The sequence below is a fragment of the Bradyrhizobium sp. Leo78 genome (assembly GCF_059512425.1).
Genome location: NZ_JCAMOT010000003.1, coordinates 49,711 through 69,967, shown reverse-complemented (window position 1 = coordinate 69,967; position 20,257 = coordinate 49,711). Strand labels below are relative to the sequence as shown.

At 64.2% G+C, this 20,257-nt stretch carries 20 protein-coding genes; 15 read left to right on the top strand and 5 right to left on the bottom strand.

The features are described from left to right. Window positions 1-41 precede the first annotated feature (41 nt). The 5 genes from AC5ZG1_RS04955 (at window position 42) to AC5ZG1_RS04935 (ending at window position 1,824) form a co-directional block, all read left to right on the top strand. Window positions 42-233 (top strand): hypothetical protein, encoded by a 192-nt coding sequence (locus AC5ZG1_RS04955; RefSeq protein ID WP_456645184.1) that lies wholly within the window; start codon window positions 42-44, stop codon window positions 231-233. Between the two features lie 201 nt (window positions 234-434). After that, the gene (locus AC5ZG1_RS04950; protein WP_496132127.1) at window positions 435-881 is read left to right on the top strand and encodes a baeRF12 domain-containing protein; all 447 of its coding nucleotides are present in this window, start codon (window positions 435-437) and stop codon (window positions 879-881) included. Window positions 882-947: 66 nt separating this feature from the next. Further along, window positions 948-1,121, top strand: a complete 174-nt coding sequence (locus AC5ZG1_RS04945) for a hypothetical protein (protein WP_155255129.1) — start codon at window positions 948-950, stop codon at window positions 1,119-1,121. Window positions 1,122-1,240: 119 nt separating this feature from the next. Further along, entirely contained in the window at window positions 1,241-1,405 is a 165-nt protein-coding gene (locus AC5ZG1_RS04940) for a hypothetical protein (RefSeq protein ID WP_456645183.1), read from the top strand. Window positions 1,406-1,611: 206 nt separating this feature from the next. After that, entirely contained in the window at window positions 1,612-1,824 is a 213-nt protein-coding gene (locus AC5ZG1_RS04935; RefSeq protein ID WP_456645182.1) for a hypothetical protein, read from the top strand. A gap of 68 nt (window positions 1,825-1,892) precedes the next feature. On the opposite strand, the gene AC5ZG1_RS04930 is transcribed toward AC5ZG1_RS04935, so the two are convergent. Beyond that, window positions 1,893-2,276 carry a BA14K family protein gene (locus AC5ZG1_RS04930; RefSeq protein ID WP_456671231.1) on the bottom strand — a complete coding sequence of 128 codons (384 nt, stop codon included), beginning with the start codon at window positions 2,274-2,276 and terminating at the stop codon, window positions 1,893-1,895. A 355-nt stretch (window positions 2,277-2,631) separates the two neighbouring features. On the opposite strand from AC5ZG1_RS04930, the gene AC5ZG1_RS04925 reads away from it, so the two are divergent. From AC5ZG1_RS04925 to cutA, 5 genes are all read left to right on the top strand, one after another. Continuing rightward, window positions 2,632-3,603, top strand: a complete 972-nt coding sequence (locus AC5ZG1_RS04925; RefSeq protein WP_496132126.1) for an isopenicillin N synthase family dioxygenase — start codon at window positions 2,632-2,634, stop codon at window positions 3,601-3,603. A gap of 12 nt (window positions 3,604-3,615) precedes the next feature. Next, entirely contained in the window at window positions 3,616-4,380 is a 765-nt protein-coding gene (locus AC5ZG1_RS04920; RefSeq protein WP_496132125.1) for an alpha/beta fold hydrolase, read from the top strand. A gap of 138 nt (window positions 4,381-4,518) precedes the next feature. Continuing rightward, complete coding sequence (locus tag AC5ZG1_RS04915; RefSeq protein WP_496132124.1) at window positions 4,519-5,397, top strand: FAD binding domain-containing protein; 879 nt, start codon at window positions 4,519-4,521, stop codon at window positions 5,395-5,397. Then, a complete protein-coding gene (locus tag AC5ZG1_RS04910; protein ID WP_496132123.1) occupies window positions 5,397-5,924 on the top strand; it encodes a (2Fe-2S)-binding protein in 528 nt (175 codons plus the stop codon). Before AC5ZG1_RS04915 ends, AC5ZG1_RS04910 begins: the two co-directional genes overlap by 1 nt. Continuing rightward, on the top strand, window positions 5,924-8,317 hold the full coding sequence (gene cutA / locus AC5ZG1_RS04905; protein WP_496132122.1) for an aerobic carbon-monoxide dehydrogenase large subunit: 2,394 nt from the start codon (window positions 5,924-5,926) through the stop codon (window positions 8,315-8,317). The genes AC5ZG1_RS04910 and cutA overlap by 1 nt, the downstream gene beginning before the upstream one ends. Window positions 8,318-8,452: 135 nt before the next feature. Here the strand turns inward: cutA and AC5ZG1_RS04900 are convergent, their stop codons facing one another. Genes AC5ZG1_RS04900 through AC5ZG1_RS04885 form a run of 4 tightly spaced genes read right to left on the bottom strand, consistent with a single transcriptional unit; the run spans window position 8,453 to window position 13,087 of the window. Beyond that, window positions 8,453-9,388: an ABC transporter permease gene (locus tag AC5ZG1_RS04900; protein ID WP_207231011.1), complete on the bottom strand. Its 936-nt coding sequence runs from the start codon at window positions 9,386-9,388 to the stop codon at window positions 8,453-8,455. A gap of 10 nt (window positions 9,389-9,398) precedes the next feature. Then, window positions 9,399-10,466, bottom strand: coding sequence for an ABC transporter permease (locus AC5ZG1_RS04895; RefSeq protein WP_496132121.1), 1,068 nt, complete (start codon window positions 10,464-10,466; stop codon window positions 9,399-9,401). Window positions 10,467-10,488: 22 nt separating this feature from the next. Beyond that, window positions 10,489-11,991, bottom strand: a complete 1,503-nt coding sequence (locus AC5ZG1_RS04890) for an ABC transporter ATP-binding protein (RefSeq protein ID WP_496132120.1) — start codon at window positions 11,989-11,991, stop codon at window positions 10,489-10,491. A gap of 16 nt (window positions 11,992-12,007) precedes the next feature. Then, complete coding sequence (locus AC5ZG1_RS04885) at window positions 12,008-13,087, bottom strand: BMP family ABC transporter substrate-binding protein (RefSeq protein ID WP_496132119.1); 1,080 nt, start codon at window positions 13,085-13,087, stop codon at window positions 12,008-12,010. Between the two features lie 399 nt (window positions 13,088-13,486). Between AC5ZG1_RS04885 and AC5ZG1_RS04880 the strand changes: the two genes are divergently transcribed. The 5 genes from AC5ZG1_RS04880 to AC5ZG1_RS04860 all read left to right on the top strand — a co-directional run bounded on the left by AC5ZG1_RS04880 (window position 13,487) and on the right by AC5ZG1_RS04860 (window position 20,248). Further along, entirely contained in the window at window positions 13,487-14,161 is a 675-nt protein-coding gene (locus AC5ZG1_RS04880) for a cysteine hydrolase family protein (RefSeq protein ID WP_496132118.1), read from the top strand. A 166-nt stretch (window positions 14,162-14,327) separates the two neighbouring features. Continuing rightward, a complete protein-coding gene (locus tag AC5ZG1_RS04875) occupies window positions 14,328-15,182 on the top strand; it encodes an FAD binding domain-containing protein (RefSeq protein ID WP_496132117.1) in 855 nt (284 codons plus the stop codon). After that, window positions 15,179-17,494, top strand: coding sequence for a xanthine dehydrogenase family protein molybdopterin-binding subunit (locus AC5ZG1_RS04870; RefSeq protein ID WP_496132116.1), 2,316 nt, complete (start codon window positions 15,179-15,181; stop codon window positions 17,492-17,494). The genes AC5ZG1_RS04875 and AC5ZG1_RS04870 overlap by 4 nt, the downstream gene beginning before the upstream one ends. Then, window positions 17,487-17,975: a (2Fe-2S)-binding protein gene (locus tag AC5ZG1_RS04865; protein WP_496132115.1), complete on the top strand. Its 489-nt coding sequence runs from the start codon at window positions 17,487-17,489 to the stop codon at window positions 17,973-17,975. The genes AC5ZG1_RS04870 and AC5ZG1_RS04865 overlap by 8 nt, the downstream gene beginning before the upstream one ends. Beyond that, complete coding sequence (locus tag AC5ZG1_RS04860; RefSeq protein ID WP_496132114.1) at window positions 17,972-20,248, top strand: xanthine dehydrogenase family protein molybdopterin-binding subunit; 2,277 nt, start codon at window positions 17,972-17,974, stop codon at window positions 20,246-20,248. The genes AC5ZG1_RS04865 and AC5ZG1_RS04860 overlap by 4 nt, the downstream gene beginning before the upstream one ends. Window positions 20,249-20,257 lie beyond the last annotated feature (9 nt).

The following is a 20,257-nucleotide window of genomic DNA, read 5'->3' as shown; positions in this document are numbered from 1 at the left end:
AATGAGGGCTAGCTTTTCGGGGTTGAATCCGCGCCCAGCAGTTGGCCGGACTTGCGGCTGAGAAAATGCAGTCGCGTGCAGGCAGGGCAGCTTACCGCCGTGAATTCGTTCTGATCGGTATTATCATCCTCGTCCAGGCTGTGCTGAACGTTGAGATGGGTATTGGGGCAGACGAAGATGAAATGTCTCATCCGCTCTTTGTCGAAGATCTGGAATCGGACGATTTGATCTAGCGCAAGGTTTTGGCCCCCCGGAAGCGCAATGCCTCCACGGCCGGCACCGTCCTATGGCGCGCGATCTATCCGGATGGTTTGATCCAGAACAAACGGCGGAGAAAAGCTCCGAGATAGCCTGTCGTCGTTGTTGAATTGTGCGCGGCTACGGCCTCGTTCCGCGCCGTTCGGCAGATTGAAGACAGGTACCGGAGGTTCATCATGGCTAAACTCAAGATTCCGCATGACGCCATCGTATTCGTGGGCGACGGGCGGAAAGCGCTGTTCCTCCGCAACGAAGGCGATGAGAAATTCCCCAATCTGAAGACCGAGCAGGTCTTTGAGCGGCAAAATTCCTCGACCCATGATCAGGGCAGCGAGCGGCCCGGACGCACGAGGAAGCCCGGTTCGGGGCAGCGAAGTACGGTCGAGCCGGTAGACTGGCATGATCTCGAAGAGCATCGGTTCGCGCGACAGGTGGCGGCCGCCGTCGAGCAGGTCATCCGCAGCGGCAAGGCAAAGGCCCTCGTCGTCGTGGCCCCGCCGCGAACCCTGGCAGAGCTTCGAGTTGCCTTTCATGCTGACGTGAAACGGCATATCCTGGCCGAGTTTGACAAGGATCTCACCAAGCATCCTGTCGGCGAAATCGAAAGGCATCTGGTTGGATGATCCGCGGGCGATGCCCGCTGATCTTGATGCATAACGTGTTCTCACGCGTCTCTGCGGGAGACAATGATGTCCGCTGTTCCTCGGAAGCGGGGCGCCGAACCGGCTGATCAGGCCGATGAAGCGCCCGGCTTGATCGATCAGGATCAGGTTGATGTCGAGCGCGATGAGCCGCTCGGCGAGAATGAGCCGGTCGAACGCGATTCCCCTGATGCGCCGGCCTCGCCAGCATTCGAGGAGTGATGTGCATGTGATGCAGTGTGGCTAAGCGTCGCTCGAAATCGTCTGGTCTCTCAGACCTCCATGCGGTAAGACGCAACAATTGTTGTGATGCTCGAATTCCGCGGATGGAGGTTGGTCCCGTGGAGAAATTCATTCACAATCAGAATCTCGCGCTGTTCAAGAAGAAGCTGAACGATCCGCACATCAGCGAGGCGGAGCGCGACGTCGTTCTCAAGCTGTTGGCGGATGAGGAAGCGAAGGAGGGGCTGCTGCGTTCCACCCGAGCGGATCGGAAACCGTCCTGATCCAACGCAATTTTCCGAAAATCACATCGCGCTTTGGCGCTGTTGCAGAAAGTTTGGGCATGGAAGACCGCGTCCGATGGTTCCGCGCTAAGCTGGGGATCTGCGTTGCAATTTCAAATCGGCTCATCGCCTATTCGGCTTGCGCGAGATCAACGCGGGGCCTCGCGGGCTGGCTCAGCTAGCAGAGGAAAAGAGGAGCTACGCGGATGGCGCGCTTCATTGCCCGATTCTACAAAAATGTGCTTGGCGAGAACGGCCAGGTCGGCGATGTCTGCCAATGCACGGTGGATCTCGACGTGCCCGACGACGCGCAAGCAGTAGACGTCGCCAAGCAGAAATTCTGCGAGATACACCGGGTTCGTGACTGGACCCTGCACGCCGATCGGCTGGAGGTGAAGCCGGCCGACTTTCCGTCATAGGCAGGGAGATACCGGGCTGCGTGCTGCGCACGCATCCCGGAATGACGCTTGCGCTCGGCTAGGACTCGTTACGGGCAGGGATGACGGTAGCCGTCGGTGCCGAGATAGGTGCCTGAGGCGGGATCATAGGAGCGGAAGCGCTGCGCGCAGTAAGCTTGTGCATTTGCCGCTTGTGCCTGGCTGGATGCAATGGCACCGCCGATGATGGCGCCGGCGGCGAGTCCGCCAAGCACTGCGGCGCCGGTTCCGTATCCACGTCCATGTCCATGTCCATACCCGCCGCGGTAACCGTAGTGGCGGTATCCGGGACCACCATGGTAGCGACGGTATTGCACCTGCTGTACCGAAGACTCTTGTGCCACGGGGGACGGCGTCATGGGCGCGGCTCGAACAGGTAGGGATGCCGATATCGTCAGCGCTGTGGCGGCGGCCATCAAGAAAATCCTACGCATGTTCACGGCTTGCTCCTTTTCTTGTTTGGTTGGAAACACAACGGCCGTGCTGCCGAACGGTTCCCGGGGACTTCCCGCTCGCGACGACAGAGAGCCAGCGAAGCGTTAACTCCCACTACAAGATTCCGCCCCTGCGGTCATCACAAGATCAGTCGGCCCTCACGTGCGAATATGAAGGGCTCCGTTGCATCTCTGCCGTGTGATCCGATTCGCCTTCGGATGCTTTTTTGAGCCGAAAACGCCAATTTTTGCCGAAACTTTCAGCGCGCATGATCGCGCTCGCCGCGCTACCTAGAAGCGGACGAGGGAAGCGCTTCATGGTCGTGAGGCGGCCGCGCGAAGGAGGGTAACCAACATGCTCGAAGCGGCACGGGTTTCGCAGTCCAGTCTGCCGGTGATCGATATCTCCGGCTTATCGTCGCCAAACCTGTCGGATCGCAAAGCGGTTGCCGCCAAGCTGCGCGCCGCCTGTCTGTACAACGGCTTTTTCTACATCTCGAACCATGGCGTCGACGAAAAGCTCGTCGCCGATGTCTTCGCCGAGGCTGCTGCGTTCTTCGATCTATCGCCCGAGACAAAGGCCGAGGTTGACAAGTCACGCTCGAAGGCCAATCGCGGTTACGAGCCGCTGCAGGGCCAGACGTTGGAGCCCGGTGCGCCGCCCGATCTGAAGGAGGGCTATTATGTCGGGCCTGAGCATGCGCCTGATGATCCGCGCGTGCTCGCCGGCATGTTCAATCATGGCGCCAACCAGTGGCCATCGTCGCGGCCGAACTTCAAGCCGGTGATGGAAGCCTATCTCAACGTGATGCTGGATCTGTCGGCCCGGATGATGGGTGGCATCGCGCTGTCGCTCAATCTTCCTGAGAATTATTTCAAAGGCTATTGCACTGACGCGATGGCGACTGTGCGGCTGTTGCACTATCCGCCGCAGCCTGCTGGCGGCAATCCGGATCAGAAGGGCGCCGGCGCGCACACCGATTTCGGCGGGCTGACGCTGTTGCGCCAGGGCGATATCGGCGGCCTGCAGGTCTGGGACCAGGCCACCGGCGGCTGGATCCACGCCGACCCGGTGCCCGGCACCTATGTCGTCAATCTCGGCGACATGATCGCGCGCTGGACCAACGACAAATACCGCTCGACGCTGCATCGTGTCGTCAACGTGTCTGGCCGGGAGCGCTATTCGGTGCCGTTCTTCTACACCGGCAACTACGCGCACAAGGTCGAATGCATTCCGACCTGCCTTGCACCCGGCGAGCAGCCGAAATACCCGCCGATCACGGTCGAGGAGCATATGCGCGCGATGTACAAGCGGACCTACAAGTAGTCCGTCGCCGCCATGACCGCTCCATCCCCGCGCTACACCTTCATCCTGATCCACGGCGCCTGGCAGGGCGCCTGGGCCTGGGAGACCATCGTTCCGCGCCTGAAGGCGCTCGGTCACGAGGCTATTGCCGTTGACCTGCCGGGCAACGGCCACAATCCGCTGCCGCCCGAACAGGTCAATCTCGAGCGCTACGCCGCGCATGTTGTCGACATCATCGACAGGACCAAAGGTCCGATCATCATGGTCGGCCACAGCATGGGCGGCACAGCGGCCGCGCAGGCCTGCGAGCTGCGCCCCGAACGGATCGCGCTCGCGATCTTCCTCTGCGCATTCATGCTGCCTGACGGGATGTCCGTGCTGCAGTTCTACGAGCGCTATCTGGAGCCGTGGATGCGCGGCGCGCATGCGCGTGTCACCTACGACGAGGCGGGCCTGCTGTCACGTATCGATCCGGCCTCCGCAGTCGAGGTGTTCTACCAGAAGGCGGATCGCGCGTTGGCCGAGGCTGCGGCGCGTCGCCTGACGCCGCAGCCTGAAGGCGGCCGCCGCTCGCAACTGAAGCTGTCGGCCGATCGCTTCGGCACTGTGCCGCGCGTCTATATCGAGGCGCGCGAGGATCGCTCAGTGCACCTGCCGCTGCAGCGGAAGATGCAGGAATTGTCGCCATGCCTCGAAGTCTACGGCCTCGACAGCGACCACGCGCCGCAGCTCTCGCAGCCGGATGAGCTCGTTGCACTATTTATGAAGGCGGTCGCCGCGCACGCCCGCACGCTATGACGGACGTTGCGACCGCGCTTCAATCGCGGCGGGCAGATCGATGCTTCATTTGTGGGCAAATGGTGCTCATTTCACTTCGTTGACAGCATTCTCGCGCCACCTATCCTGACTGCGGTTTTGGCGAGCTGAAGAGATCAGATGAAGCCCTCCATCTTTGGCTATCAGGCGCCAGCATCAATCGAAGAGGTAATCAGCATTCTGGCCGGCGATCCCGATGCGGTCGTGCTCGCCGGCGGGCAGACATTGTTGCCCGCGATGAACTTTCGCGCTGCCAATCCGTCCACGCTGGTGGACATCCAGCATGTGGCTGATCTGCGCGGCATCGAAGTCGGCACCGACATCATCGTCGTGAAGGCGATGACCCGTCACCGCGAATTCGAACTCGATGCGGGCGTCGCGCGCGTCAATCCGCTGGTCGCTGAGGTCATGCAGCATGTTGCCCATGTGCCGATCCGCAACCGCGGCACGGTGGTTGGCAGTCTTTGCCACGCCGATCCCTCCGCCGAAATGCCGATGCTGCTGGTGCTGCTCGGCGGCTCCGTGATCGCGCAGGGGCCGTCGGGGTGGCGCAAGATTGCGGCCGAGGATTTCTTTCAGTCGTTCCTCACCACTGCGCGAGAGCGGGACGAGATCATCACCGAGGCGCGCTTTCCGGTGCTGCCGAAAGGCGCCGGATGGGCCTTCGACGAGGTGACCCGGCGTCACGGCGACTACGCAATTGCCGGCGTCGGCTGCGTTCTGTCGCTTGACGATCGCGGCCATGCGTCGCGCGTGCAGCTTGCGGCGTGCGGCATCGCGGATACGCCAGTGCGCTTGAAGGAGGCGGAGAATATCCTCACAGGCACCGCGCTCGGTGCGTCCGATCTCGACGCCGCGGTGGCGGCCTCCGGTGCGGCCGTGACACAGCCCGACGAGATACATGTGTCCCAAACCTATCGCCGCAGGGCGCTCGGCACGCTGATCCGCAGGATCGTGACGACGGCAGCGCAACGTGCCACGCAGATGGAGACCGCCTGATGGCGCGAACGATGAAGGCCGCGATTCCGGACCGCTCCGCCGATGCCAAGGTCGACGTGTCGATGACGGTCAACGGCGAGGCCGTCAGCCGCAGCGTCAGCGTCCGCTTGCTGCTGAGCGACTTCCTGCGGCACGAGCTGAGGCTGACCGGCACCCATGTCGGCTGTGAGCACGGCGTCTGCGGCTGCTGCACGGTGCTCCTTAACGGCAGGGCCGGCCGCTCCTGCCTGACGTTGGCGGTGCAGGCGAATGGTTACGATATCCGCACCATCGAGTCGGTCGCATCGGCTGACGGCACGCTGCATCCGGTGCAGCAGGCGTTCAAGGAGTGCCATGGCCTGCAATGCGGCTATTGCACGCCCGGCATGGTGATGAACATCGTCGCCCGCTTCGAGGAGCCGGGAAAGCTTGATCTCACCGACGAAGGCATCAGGGATTTGCTCTCGGGCAATCTCTGCCGTTGCACTGGCTATCTCAACATCATCGCCGCGGTGCGCCGTGCCGCTGAGCTGCTCGGACGGGCCTGATGTCGACACGCCAGTTCGGAGCGCGCGTCGAGCGCAACATCGATCCCAAGCTGCTGCGGGGCGAGGGGGCCTTCGTCGACGACATTCCGCTGCCGGACGCGCTGCACGTCGCTTTCCTGCGCAGCCCGCATGCGCGGGCGCGGATCGTCTCCATCGACGCATCGGCAGCGAAGTGCCATCCGGGCGTCGCGGCTATCTATACCAGCGACGATATCGGCACTCTCGATGTCGAGATGCCGCTATTGATTCCGCATCCTTCGATGAAGAATCCGAAGACCCAGCGTCCGCTAGCGCGCGGCGATGTCCACTATGTCGGGCAGACCGTGGCAATGGTGGTCGCCGTCGATCGCTATACCGCCGAAGATGCTGCAGCACTGATCGAGGTCGAGTACGAACCACTGCCAGTCGAGATGGACCTGGCGAAGGCGCTGACCGACGACACGCCGCTTGTGCATGCCGACGTGCCGAACAATCTGGCGGCGCATTTCATCCAGATCAGCGGCAATCCGGACGACGCCTTTGCCCGTGCCGAGCACACTACCAAGATCACCGTGCAAGTCGATCGCTCGACGGCGGCCCCGATGGAGTGCCGCGCGGTCGCGGCGCGCTGGGATGCGGTATCCGGTGAACTCACAGTGTGGGACGGCACACAGGCGCCGATCTCGGTGCGCGGCGGGCTTGCATCCGTGTTCGAGCTCGATGAGGACAAGGTCCGCGTCATCGCGCCTGACGTCGGCGGCGGCTTCGGGCAGAAGGTGCTGCTGTTCTATCCGGACGAACTCCTGGTGCCGATGGCGGCGATGCGGCTCGGGCGCCCCGTGAAATATATCGAGGATCGCCGCGAGAACTTCCTGGGTTCCTCGCAGGAGCGGACGCAGATCCACACGATCGAGCTCGCCGCGCTCAGGACCGGTGAAGTGATCGGCCTGCGCGATTTCTTCCTGCACGACACCGGCGCCTTCATTCCCTATGGCATCGCGGTGGCGCAGGTCGCCTCCACCTCGATCGCGGGGCCGTACCGCATCCCCAACATCTTCGTGGAGTTCAAGGCGGTCTATACGCCGACGGTGCAGGTGACGCCCTATCGCGGCTGCGGCCGGCCGCAGGCGTGCTTTGCGATCGAGCGCGCGATGGATCAGCTCGCCGAGGAACTCGGGCTCGACCGTTTCGAGATCCGCCGCCGCAACTTGATCGCCGAGAAGGAATTTCCCTATGAGCGCGAGGGGCTGCTGTTCGCCGACGGGCTCAAGGTGACGCTCGACAGCGGCCAGTATGGCAAGGCGCTGGCGATGGCCGCAGCCGAGCTTGGCACGGAAAGTTTCGCCGCCGAGCAGGCGAAGGCGCGCGCCGAGGGACGTTATCTCGGGCTCGGGCTCGCCTGCTACGTCGAGGGCACGGGGCTCGGTCCTTACGAGGGAGGCCACGTCAAGATCCACCCGATCACCGGCAAGGTCTACGTCAACACCGGCCTCAGCACGCAGGGGCAGGGGCACGACACGGTGTTCGCGCAGATCGTCGCCGATCAGCTCGGCGTCAGTCCGCAGGACGTTATCGTGGTCGAGGGCGACACCAAGGCGTTCGACTGGGGCGTGGCGACCTTTGCCAGCCGCGCCGCCGTTGTCAGCGGCAACGCGATCCACAAGACCGCGCTCACCGTGCGCAAGAAGGTGATCGAAGCCGCTGCCAACATGCTCGACGTCGACCCCGACCAGATCGAGCTGCGCGATTCTGCGGCCTGGGTGAAAGGCTCGAACCGCTTTGCGCCGCTGGCGGCGATCGCGACCGCGAGCAATCCGCTGCGTTACGCCTTCAACAAGGCGGCGCAGGCGGCAACGCAGTTCGCGCCGGCGAGCAAGCATGACGGGCCGCCGCTCGCGGACGGCCAGGCGCCGGGACTGGAGGCCACCGACTATTACAGTCCATCCCAATCCACCTGGGCCTATGGCGTGCACGGCGCGATCATCGAGGTCGACCCGGGCCTGTGCACCGTGAAGATCAGGAAGTACGTCTGCATCCACGATTGCGGCAACATGATCAATCCGATGATCGTGGAGGGGCAGGTGCTCGGCGGCATCGCGCAGGGGATCGGCGGTGCGCTCTATGAACATCTCGACTACCAGGCCGACGGCAATCTCGCCAATGCCAGCCTGATGGATTTCCTGGTGCCTTACGCGACCGAGATTCCCAATGTCTCGATCCTGCACCTGGAGACGCCGACGCCGCTGAATCCGCTCGGCGTCAAGGGCGTCGGCGAGGCCGGCTGCATCGCGGTCGGCGCTGTCGTCGCATCAGGCGTCGAAGATGCGCTGCGGCCGTTCGGCGCGCTGAAATTCCACCAGGTGCCGCTGTCGCCGAACATGATCTCATACGCCCTGGAGCAGGCGGGGCACTAAGTAGCGGCTCGGCCTGTGGCCTCATGGTTCGAGACGGCGCTTGCGCGCCTCCTCACCATGAGGGTCTCAGACCTCATCCTGAGGATGTCGCGCAGCGACCGTCTCGAAGGATGAAGCCCCGGACAGCGCCACACGTCACCGCCGCTCCTCGCGCACGTGTGGCTGGCCCAGCGCGCCGGGCTCCTGCGTGATGCCGGAATCCTTGGTGCCGACCCAGATCATGACGGCGATGGTCGCTAGATACGGCGTCATCAGCATCAGATACTGCGGAACGCGGATGCCGGCCGCTGCGATCTGCGGGATCAGTGCCTCGATGCAGCCGAACAGGAGCGCGCCGGCGAGTGCGGGCCACGGCGCCCAGCGCGCGAACACGACCAGCGCCACCGCGATCCAGCCGCGGCCGCCGGTCATCCCGGTCACCCACAGCTTGACGCTGACGACCGAGATGTAGCCGCCGGCGAGGCCAATCAGTGAGGAGCCGGCGACGATCGCAAAGATCCGATGCAGCGTGACGTTGACGCCGGCAGCGTCCGCAGCGCCCGGGTTCTCGCCGACGGAACGAATCCGCAAGCCCAGCATGGTACGGAACAAGAGGAAGTTGACGGCGAAGAAGATGAGGATGGTGAGATAGACGATCGGATCCTGCTGGAACAATATCCGCCCGATGCCGGGGATTTCCGAGAGCGGCCAGATCTTCAGCGGAGCCAGCCCCGTCAGTTGCTTGTTCTGCCATTTCGCCAGCGTGCCGACGAGGCCTGTAAAGCCCTGGCAGAAGAACACGACTGACAGGCCCGCGATCACCTGGTTGATGCGCAGCACCACCACCAGCACCGCGAACAGCAGCGAGACCACGCTCGCCGCCACCATCGCGGCAACCAGCGCCACCGCCGGATAGCCGCCGAGCATGAGGCAGGTGCCGGCGCCGGCGAGCGCGCCGACCAGCATCAAGCCCTCCGCGGTGAGGTTCAATACGCCGGAACGCTCGGCGATGATCAGGCCGAGCGCCGCAAGCGCGTAGGGGACCGCCGTGACGGGAGCGTTGGCCAGCCAGTTGATGAGGAAATCAATCACAGTGGTCCTCTCAACGTATCCAGCGGATGCGGTGGCGGATCAGGAATTCCGACGACGCGACCGCCATGACGATGATCGCCTCGATCATCTGCACCATGGTGAAGGGGATCTGGTAGAATACCTGCAGCGTCTGGCCGGTGATGAAGAGCACCGCGATCAGGAAGCCAACGACAGCGACCACGATCGGATCGTTGCGCGAGAGGAACGCGATCAGCACGCCGGAGAACACGTAGCCGTTGGCGAAGGATTGCGTGAGCCGGCCTTCCTGGCTGGCGACATTGACGAAGCCGGCAAGACCTGAGCAGGCGCCGGAGATCGCGATGATCCAGATCGTCGCCGTCTGTACGGGAACGCCGACGACTTTCGCCATTTTCGGATTGGCGCTGATGAAGCGGGTGTAGAAGCCGATGCGGCTGAGATGGATCATCCAGCCGGCCGCGAGCACGCCCGCGATCGCGATCAATAATCCGCTGTTGACGCCATAACCGATATCGGTCAGCCGCTCGAAGGGACGGAACGGGGTCGATTGTGGAAACGCGGTTTTGGAGTCCTGCCAGGCGCCGTAGAGCAGGTGGAACAGGAAGTACATCGCCACGTAATTGAGCAGCAGCGTCGCGATGATCTCGTTGACCCGGAAGCGCAGCTTGAGGAACACGACCAGCAGCACCCAGAGCGCGCCGCCGAGCGCTGCAGCCATTCCCATCAGGAGCAGTCGCGTGGCGGGCGGGCCGATGTCATAGATCGAGATCGCGGCGGCAAAGATGCCGCCGAAGATCATCTGGCCTTCAATGCCGAGATTCCAGAAGCCGATGCGGAAGGCGAGGCTGGCCCCTAAGCCGACCAGGATCAGCGGCGCAGCCTGGATCAGGACGCCGCGCAGGTTCTCCGCCGTGAGCACGCCGGCAAGTTCGCTCGCGAGCGTCAGCGGCGGGATGCCGGCCACCGCGAGGATCGCGACCGAGATCGCAAGGCCGAGGATCAGCGATGATCCCACGAACACCGCCTGTTTCCATGCCGGCAGGTTCTGGCGCACGTCGAGCGTGAGGCGGCCGAGGCCGCGCGGGGGTGCGGGGGTCAATGGTTCGGCTCGGCGCAAGATGTCATGCATGGTCGACCATGGCCCGGCCAATCGCCTGGCGGTCCGCAGGGCGTTCGAATTCGGCGACGATCGCGCCGCGGGTCATCACTCCGATGCGGTCGGAGAGGCTTAATATCTCGTCGAGGTCCTCACTGATCAGCACGATGGCGGCGCCGCGTTCGCGCGCCGCGATCAGGCGCTGGTGCACAGCGGCACAGGCGCGCGCATCGAGCCCGCGGCTCGGGCTGTGCGCGACCACGACATCAGGCTCGCGGCTGAATTCGCGGGCGATAACGAGCTTCTGCGCATTTCCGCCGGACAGCAGCGAGGCCTTCTGCTTGACGCTGCGCACGCCCTGCACATCGTAGTCCTTCACCGCCGCGATGGCGTCGCGGCGCATCGCGGCACGATCGAGCCTGACAACGCTGCCGTAGCGCCCGGAGCGGATCTGCGCCACCGCGAGATTGTCCTGGATCGGCAGGCTGCCGGCGAGCGCATAGGCATAGCGGTCGGCGGGGATCGCGGCGATCGCAGCTTCGCGCCGCTTGGCCTGGCCGGCACGGCTGATGTCGCCGGCGCCATCGACCCAGATCTCGCCCAAGGAGGGCTCGATCGCGCCGATCAGCGCTTCCGCAAGCTCGGCCTGGCCGTTGCCGCTGACGCCGGCGATGCCGTAGATCTCGCCGGCGCGGACATAGAAGCTCGTGTTGTTCAGCATGGTGCGGCCGTCGGCGCGCGTATAGGTGAGGGCGCCGACATTGAGCCGGGTCGGACCACCCTGGTGCGGCGTTCGCTCCGGGAGCGCCGAGGTCTGGCCCACCGTGAGTTCGGTCAATTCTTCCGCGGTCGAATGGCGCGGATCGAGGGTCGCGACTGTCTTGCCGCCGCGCATGATGGTCACGACATCGGCGTAGCGCTTCACGTCCTGCAGCTTGTGCGTCACCAGCACGACCGCGGTGCCGGATCGCGCCAGCCGCTGCACGATCTCGAGCAGGCCGATAGCTTCGGCGTCGGTCAGCACCGCGGTCGGCTCGTCGAGGATCAGGATCCTGGCGCCGCCGACCAGCACCTTGACGATCTCGGCCTGCTGCTGCTCGGCCACCGTCATGGTGTCGATGCGGCGATCGGGATCGATGGAGAATTTGAGCGCATCGACCTGCTTCTTGATGGCGTCGCGGATGTCGCGCAGGCCGGAAGCAAAATGGGCCTTCGGATTGGCGAGCAGCACGTTCTCGGCCACGGTGAAAGGTCTGACCAGCTTGAAGTGTTGGTGCACCATGCCGATCCCGTGAGAGCGGGCCGAAGCGGGTCCGCTCAGCGAGATCGGTGCACCATTGATGGAGATCGATCCGGCATCCGGCGCGTAGAGACCGGCGGCGACGTTCATCAGCGACGATTTGCCGGCGCCGTTTTCGCCGAGCAGGGCATGGACCTCGCCGGAGCGGCTCTCGAAGGACGCACCATCGAGAGCCAGAGCCCCGTCAAAGGATTTCCTGATCCCGGCAAGTTGCAGGGCCGCATTCATCAGAAGCTATGCTCGCCTATTTCTGAGTGATGACACCAGGGACGAACCAGTCCATCTTCCAGAAGCCGGCATCGTCGAGCGACTTGCCCTCGGCGACGCGGACGGTGCCGGCCGTGTCCTTGATCGGACCGGCGAAGATCTGCTTGCCGGCGATGATGGCGTCGCGCTCGGCCATCACCTTATCGACGACCTCCTTCGGCACCACGCTGTTGCAGCAGGCGATGTCGGTGCCGCCATCCTTGATGCCGGGGAAGGCGCCGTAGGGATTGGGCTCCCAATTGCCCGCCGCGATCTTCTTCAGTTCGGGCCCGAGGAATTTTTCCCAGGTCCAGGCCGAGGAGCACAGCGTTGCCTTCGGCGCGAACTCGCGGAGATCGCGGTGATGGCCGGTGCCGTAGATGCCGCGCTCTTGCGCGACGATCTGCGGCGTCGGGGTGTCGACGTGCTGGCCGATCACGTCGATGCCCTGGTCGGCCATCGCCTGCGCCGCGGCGCGTTCCTTGACCGGATCGTTCCAGGCGCCGGTGAAGACCACGGTCACGGTGGCCTTCGGATTCATCTTCTGCGCGCCTAATTCATAGGCATTGATGGTCCAGTTCACCGGGCCGATCGGATGCGCAGCGACGAATCCGAGCTTGCCGGACTTCGACATCGCACCCGCGATCATGCCGCAAAGATACTGGCTCTCATAGGTGCGGCCGTAGAAGGACTCGAGGTTCGGGCCGTTGGTGGTGCCGGAGCCGTTGAGGAACGCGACTTTCGGATATTTCTGCGACAGCTCCTTGAAGGTGTCGGAATAGCCGAACGCGGTGCCGATGATCACATTGTAGCCGCGCTGGATGAAACGCTCCGCAGCCGGCGTGATCTGTCCTGCAACTTCAGGCACATTTTCGACGAAGGGAATCTGCATGCCGACGTCCTTCTCGATCTTCGGGCGCGCCTCGTCATAGGCCTGCGTCCAGCCGCCATCGTTCTTCTCGGCGAAATAGAGGAACGCAATCTTGGCCGGCACCGGGAGTGTGAACCCGGCGGCATAGGCGGCTGCCGCGCCGCCTGTCAGGGCAGCGGCAAGAACAGGGATTGTAGTCCAGCGCATCACGCAAAATCCTCTCGATGTGCGAAAATTTGTCGACCGTTCAGGACGGGTTACGAAAAAATCTTCGCATTGTTGGAAAAAATAGCACGCCAATTGTTTAGTCACCGTCGAGCCAATCGATGGGCAGTCCCCCTTGCATTCTCTTCGTCGCGCGACCGCGTGCGGTCGCGCGCAGGAATGAGCGAAGCGAGCTTGCTTTCGGCCCGCACATTCCAGTGTGTTGCCCGGCGGCATCCGGTCACGCGCAAGGCGCAACCGAAAATTGGTGTGTGATTGATGTTGGCGCGTTTGCGCGAGCGCCTCGTCGCGGCTTGAATATTGCTTGGCGAGCGCCGATGCGCTGTGATCGATGCGTGCGTTGGCGCGGAACGGAAAACTGCTTCGGCGATAGGAGAAACGATGAAGGCTTATGTGTACGGTGCGAAGCGCGAGCTGCCGCAGGGGTTCGAGGATTTCACGCAGGCCGCGCGGACCGCGATCATCTCCGTCGACATGCACCAGGGACATCTGGCCGATACGCGGGATTGTCCTTGCCCTGCGCCGCGTGCGCGCGAGATCGTTGCGCCGATCGATCAGTTCCATGCCGCCGCGCGCGCGATCGGCGTGCCGGTGATCCACGTCAAGTCGGTGCTGCGCAAGGGCGGGGTCGACGACATCGCTGGCATTCCGTCGGCATGGCGGCGCACCTTTCCGCTCTATGTCGGCGCGATCCCGAACTCCGATGCGCATGCGATCGAAGGCTCGCGCTGGACCGAATTCGTCACCCATGTCGAGCCACAGGATCTGGTCGTCGCCGGCAAGAAGCGGCTGTCGCCGTTCTTCGCCACCGATCTCGATTTCCTGCTGCGGCAGATGAACGTGCGCACCGTGGTGCTCGACGGCGGCATGACCGATTGCTGCATCCTCAACGCGGCGTTCGATGCCAGCAATCTCAGCTACCGCGTCGTTGTCTTGCGCGACCTCGTGCGCGGCACCAATGAGGAGATGGAAGACGCCGCGCTGAAGATGGTGTCGCTGCATCTTGGCATCGTCACCGACGCCGCCGACCTGCTTGCGGAATGGCGCGCCCGTTGAGTTGAAACCACCCGGCGCATCGGGAGAAGCGAAAGCGCGGCCACCTGCCGCTCTGCGCTTTTGCCCCTCGGCCCTGGACCAACCCATGCAGACAACCGTCCCGAACAGTAGACACCGCAATGGGGGCATGTTAATCAGACTAAATAAAATTGAGCAAGGTTGAAATGTGAAGGCTGCAGCATTCGACTATCTCAGGCCGGCAAGTCTCGGCGAAGCGCTCGCGCTGCTCGCGACACATAAGGACGATTGCAAGATCCTGGCCGGCGGCCAGAGCCTGGTTCCGGCGATGAATTTCCGCCTCGCGCGGCCCGCTATCCTCATCGATATCAACGACCTCGACGAACTGGATCACCTGCGCGCGGACGCCGGTCAGTTGAAGATCGGTGCGCTGACGCGGCACGCCGCGTTCCATCGGCCGGTGGTCGAGGGGCCGCTCGGCACGCTTCTCGCAAAGGTCGTGCGCCACATCGCGCATTATCCGATCCGCCAGCGCGGCACCTTTGCGGGAAGCCTGTCGCACGCCGATCCCGCCTCGGAATGGTGCCTGGTCGCCACGACCCTTCGCGCCGAGATGGTCGCAAGGAGCGCGCGCGGCGAACGGGTGATTGCCGCAAGCGATTTCTTCCACGGCACGTTCACGACCGCGCTCGAACCCGACGAAATCCTGACCGAAATCCGCCTTCCAATCATGACGCCGGATTGGCGCGTGGGCTTCTACGAGTTCTCGCGACGGGCCGGCGACTTTGCGCTCGGGATGGCGGTGGCGGCGGCCAGGGTTGAAGGCAGTACGATCCGGGAGGCCCGGCTAGGCGTCGGCGGTGTCGCCGATCGCGCGATCCGCCTTGGGGCGCTGGAAGATCAGCTTGTCGGGAAGTCTGCGTCGTGTGATGTCATCGACGGCATCGCGCGCGAGGCGCAGGGCATGATCGAGCCGAACGGGGATATTCATGCGTCTCCCGAATATCGGCGCGATCTGATCGCCGCTTCTGTCAAGCGCGCATTGACCGAGGCGCTGGCATGAACTGGATCGGCCGACGGCTGCCACGGCTGGAAGATCCGGCGCTATTGAAAGGCGGCGGCAGCTATGTGGCCGATCGTGCGAGCAAGGCGGCCGCCGTCTGCTTCGTGCGCAGTCCGGTGGCGCGCGGGACGATCGTCGATATTGAGATTCCATCGGATGGAATCATCTTCACCGGGCGGGACCTTGCCGACGTGAAGCCGATCCGCCCCATTCTGCATCGGCCCGATTACGTCGCGATCGGCCAGCCCATACTGCCGGTCGATCGCGTCAGCTTCTGCGGGCAGGCGATCGCGGTCGTCGTCGCCGACGATCCGGCGCTAGCGGAAGATATCGCCGAGCAGGTGTTCGTCGATATCGACGTCGCGGATGCGATCATCGATTTCGAGGCCGCGCTGGCCCCCGATGCAACGCCGGTGCATCCCGAAGCTGCATCCAATGTGCTGGTCGAAGGGCGCATGAGGACGCAAGGACTCGATAAGGCCTTTGCGGATGCCGCCGAGATCGTCACGCTGGACGTGCGCTCGCACCGGCAATCGGCGGCGCCAATGGAGAACCGTGGCGGGCTCGCCGAATATGATGCCGTATCGGGGCGCGTCACGCTCACAGCCTCGGTACAGATGCCTCACATGCTCAGGACCGGCATCGTCGACACCCTCGGCATGCCAGAGTCGGATTTGCGCGTGATCGCGCCAGATGTCGGCGGCGGCTTCGGGCAGAAGATGTCGCTATTCCCCGAATATGTCGTGCTGGTGTGGCTGGCGCGAAAGCTAAAGCGGAGCGTCGCCTGGATCGAAGATCGCCGCGAAAACCTGCTCGCCTCCGCCCATGGCCGCGATCAGGCCTTCAGCCTGCACGCGGCCTTTGCCGGGGACGGCAGGCTGCTTGGGCTGGATGCGGATTTGCGTTCCAACATCGGCGCGTTCTCCTGCTATCCCGTGACCTGCGGCGTCGAGCCATTGATGGCTTTTGCCGAACTGCCGGGCCCATATGATTTCGCCGAATACGGCGTCCGCTCGCGCGGCGTGACCACCAACACCTGCATGATGGCGCCGTATCGCGGCGTGTCGCGGCCGACGCTGACCTTCTCCATGGAGCGGATGATGGATGTCGCAGCGAAACGGCTCGGCATCGATGCCGCCGAGATCCGCCGCCGCAACCTGATCAAGACGTTCCCGCATCGCTCGCCGACCGGCCTTGTCTATGATGAAGGAAGCTATCTGCAGGCGATGGAGGTGGCGCTCGATGCTGCCGACCTGCCGGCGTTCCGCGAACGGCAGGCCGCGATGCGCGAGCGCGGACGCTATCTCGGCGTCGGCCTTTCCGTGTTCAGCGAACGCACCGGCTACGGCACGCCGGCTTATGCCGCGCGGGGCATGGAGATCGTGCCCGGCTATGAGATCGTCGATTGCAGCATGGACCCTTCCGGCGATGTCGTACTGCGCATCGGCTCGTCGCCGCATGGTCAGGGCCTGAAGACCAGCCTCGCGCAACTGGTGTCCGACGAGCTCGGCATCGAGCCACAGCGGATCCGGATCATCTCGGGCGATACCGACGCGACGCCCTATGGCTGGGGCACCTTCGCCAGCCGCTCGATGGTAATCGCCGGCGGCGCATCGAAGCTCGCGGCGGGGAAGGTCGCGGTGAAGCTCAAGACGATCGCGGCAACGCTGATGGAAACGTCACCGGACAACATCGAGTTGAAAGACGGTTGGGCACGGGTCAGCCATTCCAACCAGGCTATGGAGATCGGTGCGCTGGCGCGGGCTGCCTATCACCAGAGCCACCGCTTCAAGGGGCTATTGCCCGGATTGCATGAGAGCGCGGTCTACGATCCCGGCGGCACATTCTCCAATGCCTGCCACGTCGCGATTGTCGAGGTCGACATCGAGACCGGCGGCGTCAGCATCGAGCGCTTTCTCGTCGCCGAGGACGCCGGCGTCCTGATCAATCCGATGATCGTCGACGGCCAGATCACCGGAGGCGTCGCGCAGGGGATTGCGAATGCGCTGTTCGAGGAGATCGTCTACGACGACACCGGCAATCTCCTGACCGCGTCCTTTGCCGATTATCTGCCGCCGACCGCGGCGGAGATTCCGGAGATCGAGATCATGCACATGGAAACCGTCTCGCCCGAAAGCGTGACCAAGGCGAAAGGCGTCGGCGAGGGCGGGGCGATCGGCGCACCGGCGGCGATCGTCAACGCGATCTGCGACGCGCTGGCGCCCTTCGGCATCGAGCTGTTCGAATTGCCTGCAACTCCGCAGCGCGTCCGCGAGGCGCTGCGCCAGGCTGGAGTTGCGAGCTGTGCCTGACAAGCGCGACATCACCCTTGCCGTGAACGGCAAGACTTACGCGGTATCGATCGAGCCACGACGGAGCCTCGCCGACGTCCTGCGTGACGATTGCGGCCTGACCGGCACCCATCTCGGCTGCGAGCACGGCGTCTGCGGTGCCTGCACGGTGCTGGTGAACGACAAGCCGGTCCGCTCCTGCCTGATGTTCGGCGTGCAGGCCGAGGGCAAGGTGGTCCGCACCGTCGAGGGAATGGCCGACGGCGAGACGCTGCATCCGCTGCAGCAGGCGTTCTGGGAAAATCACGGCCTGCAATGCGGCTTCTGCACGCCGGGCTTCCTGATGCTCGCCGCCGGCGCGCTGCAGGAAAATCCGGATATGTCCGACGACGACATCAAGGATGTGCTGTCGTCGAATCTCTGCCGCTGCACTGGCTATCAGAACATCGTCAAAGCGGTGCGGCTGGCCGCGCGCGAAATGCGGGCGAGAACGCGGGCATGAGCTTTGTCGGCCGCTCGCTCCGGCGGATCGAGGACCGTCCGCTGCTGATGGGCCAGGGCGCGTTCGCCGCCGACTGCAACTGGCCCGGCCAGCTTCACATGCGCGTGGTGCGCTCGCCGGTCGCTTTCGGCCGCATTCTCGGCGTCGAGACCGAAGAGGCCGCTGCGCTCGAGGGCGTCGTCGCAATTTGGACCATCGCCGAACTCGACGACCTGCCGCCGATCGATTTCCGCCAGATGGGGCTCGAGCGGCTTGCGCCATACCGGCAATTCGTGCTGGCGCGCGACTATGTGCGTTATGTCGGCGAGCCCGTGGCCGTGGTCGTTGCTGTCGATCCCTATGTCGCCGAGGATGCGGCCGATCTGGTGTTTTGCGATATCGAGGAACTGGAGCCGCAGCTCGATGCCACTGCCGAGCCCGTGGCGTTCATGCCCGATGTTCACCCCGGATTGATGTCCGAGCCGGCGGTGATCCGCCGCGGCTATGGCGATCTCGACGCGGCTTTTGCCTGTGCGCGCAGGGTTGTCGAGCTGGAGGTGAAGATCGGACGTCACACCGGTGTGCCGATGGAGACCCGCGGCGGGTTGTGTGTCTACGACACAGAGAAGGATACGTTGCGGCTCTACGGCGCCGCCAAGGTGCCGCACTACAATCGCGACGCTATCAGCAGGATGCTGGGGCTTGCGGCGGGGCGGCTCGAACTCAGCGAAGGCCATGTCGGCGGCGGCTTTGGCATCCGCGGCGAGCTCTATCCCGAGGACGTGCTGGTCTGCGCCGCGGCGCTGCGGCTGAAGCGGCCGGTGAAATGGATCGAGGATCGCAGGGAGCATCTGCTCGCGGCCAACCATTCGCGCGACCAGGTCTATCGGCTCAAGGCCGCCGTCGACTCGAGCGGATTCATCCTTGGCCTGAAGGCGGATTTCTTCACCGACCAGGGCGCCTATGTGCGCACCCACGGCACCACCGTCACCGATCTCTCGGCTGGTTTGCTGCCGGGTCCTTACGTCATTCCCGCCTATGATGTCGCGGGCCATATCCGGCTCACCAACAAGACGCCGGCCGGCACCTATCGCGCGCCCGGCCGCTACGAATCGACGTTCGCGCGCGAGCGGCTGATCGACGCGATCGCCGTCGAGTTGGGGCTTTCGCCGGTCGAAGTGCGCCGTGTGAACCTGATCGGCGAAGCCGCTATGCCTTTCGATCGCGGGTTCGAGACGCTGGGAACCAGGGTCGTCTACGACTCCGGCAAGTACGCCGATCTGCTCGAGCGCGTGCTGGCGCATCTCGACTATGACCGGCTGCAGCAGCAGCTCACGGAGCGTCGGAGCCGCGGTGAGCTGGTCGGCCTCGGCCTCGGCTATTTCGTCGAGAAGAGCGGTCTCGGTCCGCAGGACCTGGTGCGGATGAGGGTCGACCTGCGGGGCGATATCGAGATCGTCACCGGCGTTGCCTCGGTCGGGCAGGGTGTCGAGACTGCGCTGGCGCAGATCTGCGCTGAGACGCTGCAGGTGCCGATCGAGCGCATCCGCGTGATCCATGGCCAGACCGACCGGATCGAAATCGGCTTCGGCGCCTTTGCCTCGCGCGTCACCGTGATGGCCGGCTCGGCCGTGAAGATCGCCGCCGAAGCACTGCGCGCTACCGCGCTGGAAGTAGCGGCAAGGCTGTTGCAGACCACGCCGGAGGCGCTGCGTCTGTCGAACGGCATGATCGAAACCGTCAATGGCAGCGCCTCACTGTCGCTTGGCGATGTTGCCGCGCATCTCGAAGAGACGGGCGGCTTGACGGGAGAGGGGCGTTTCGCCTCCTCGCACATGACCTATCCATATGGCATCCACGCCGCACAGGTACGTGTCGATCCCGCAACTTGTGCCGTCACCATCGAGCGCTATGTCGTCGCCTACGACGTCGGGCGCGCCGTCAATCCGATGCTGATCGAAGGCCAGATCGTGGGCGGCGTGGCGCAGGGCGTCGGCGGTGCGTTCCTGGAAGAGTTTGTCTATGACGAGAACGGCCAGCCGCTGGCGGCGAGCTTTGCCGATTATCTAATGCCCACCTGTCACGAGGTGCCTGAGGTCGAGGTGATCCTGCGCGAGGATGCGCCGTCACCGCTCAACCCGCTCGGCGTCAAGGGTGCGGGCGAGGGCGGGATCAACGCGGCCGGCGCTGCACTCGCAGGGGCCATCGACGCTGCGATTCAAAAGCCCGGCGCAGTCGCGCAGCTTCCGATCACGCCCGGCCGCCTGCACGCCATCCTGCGCGGAGGCCGATGATAAGGGGGC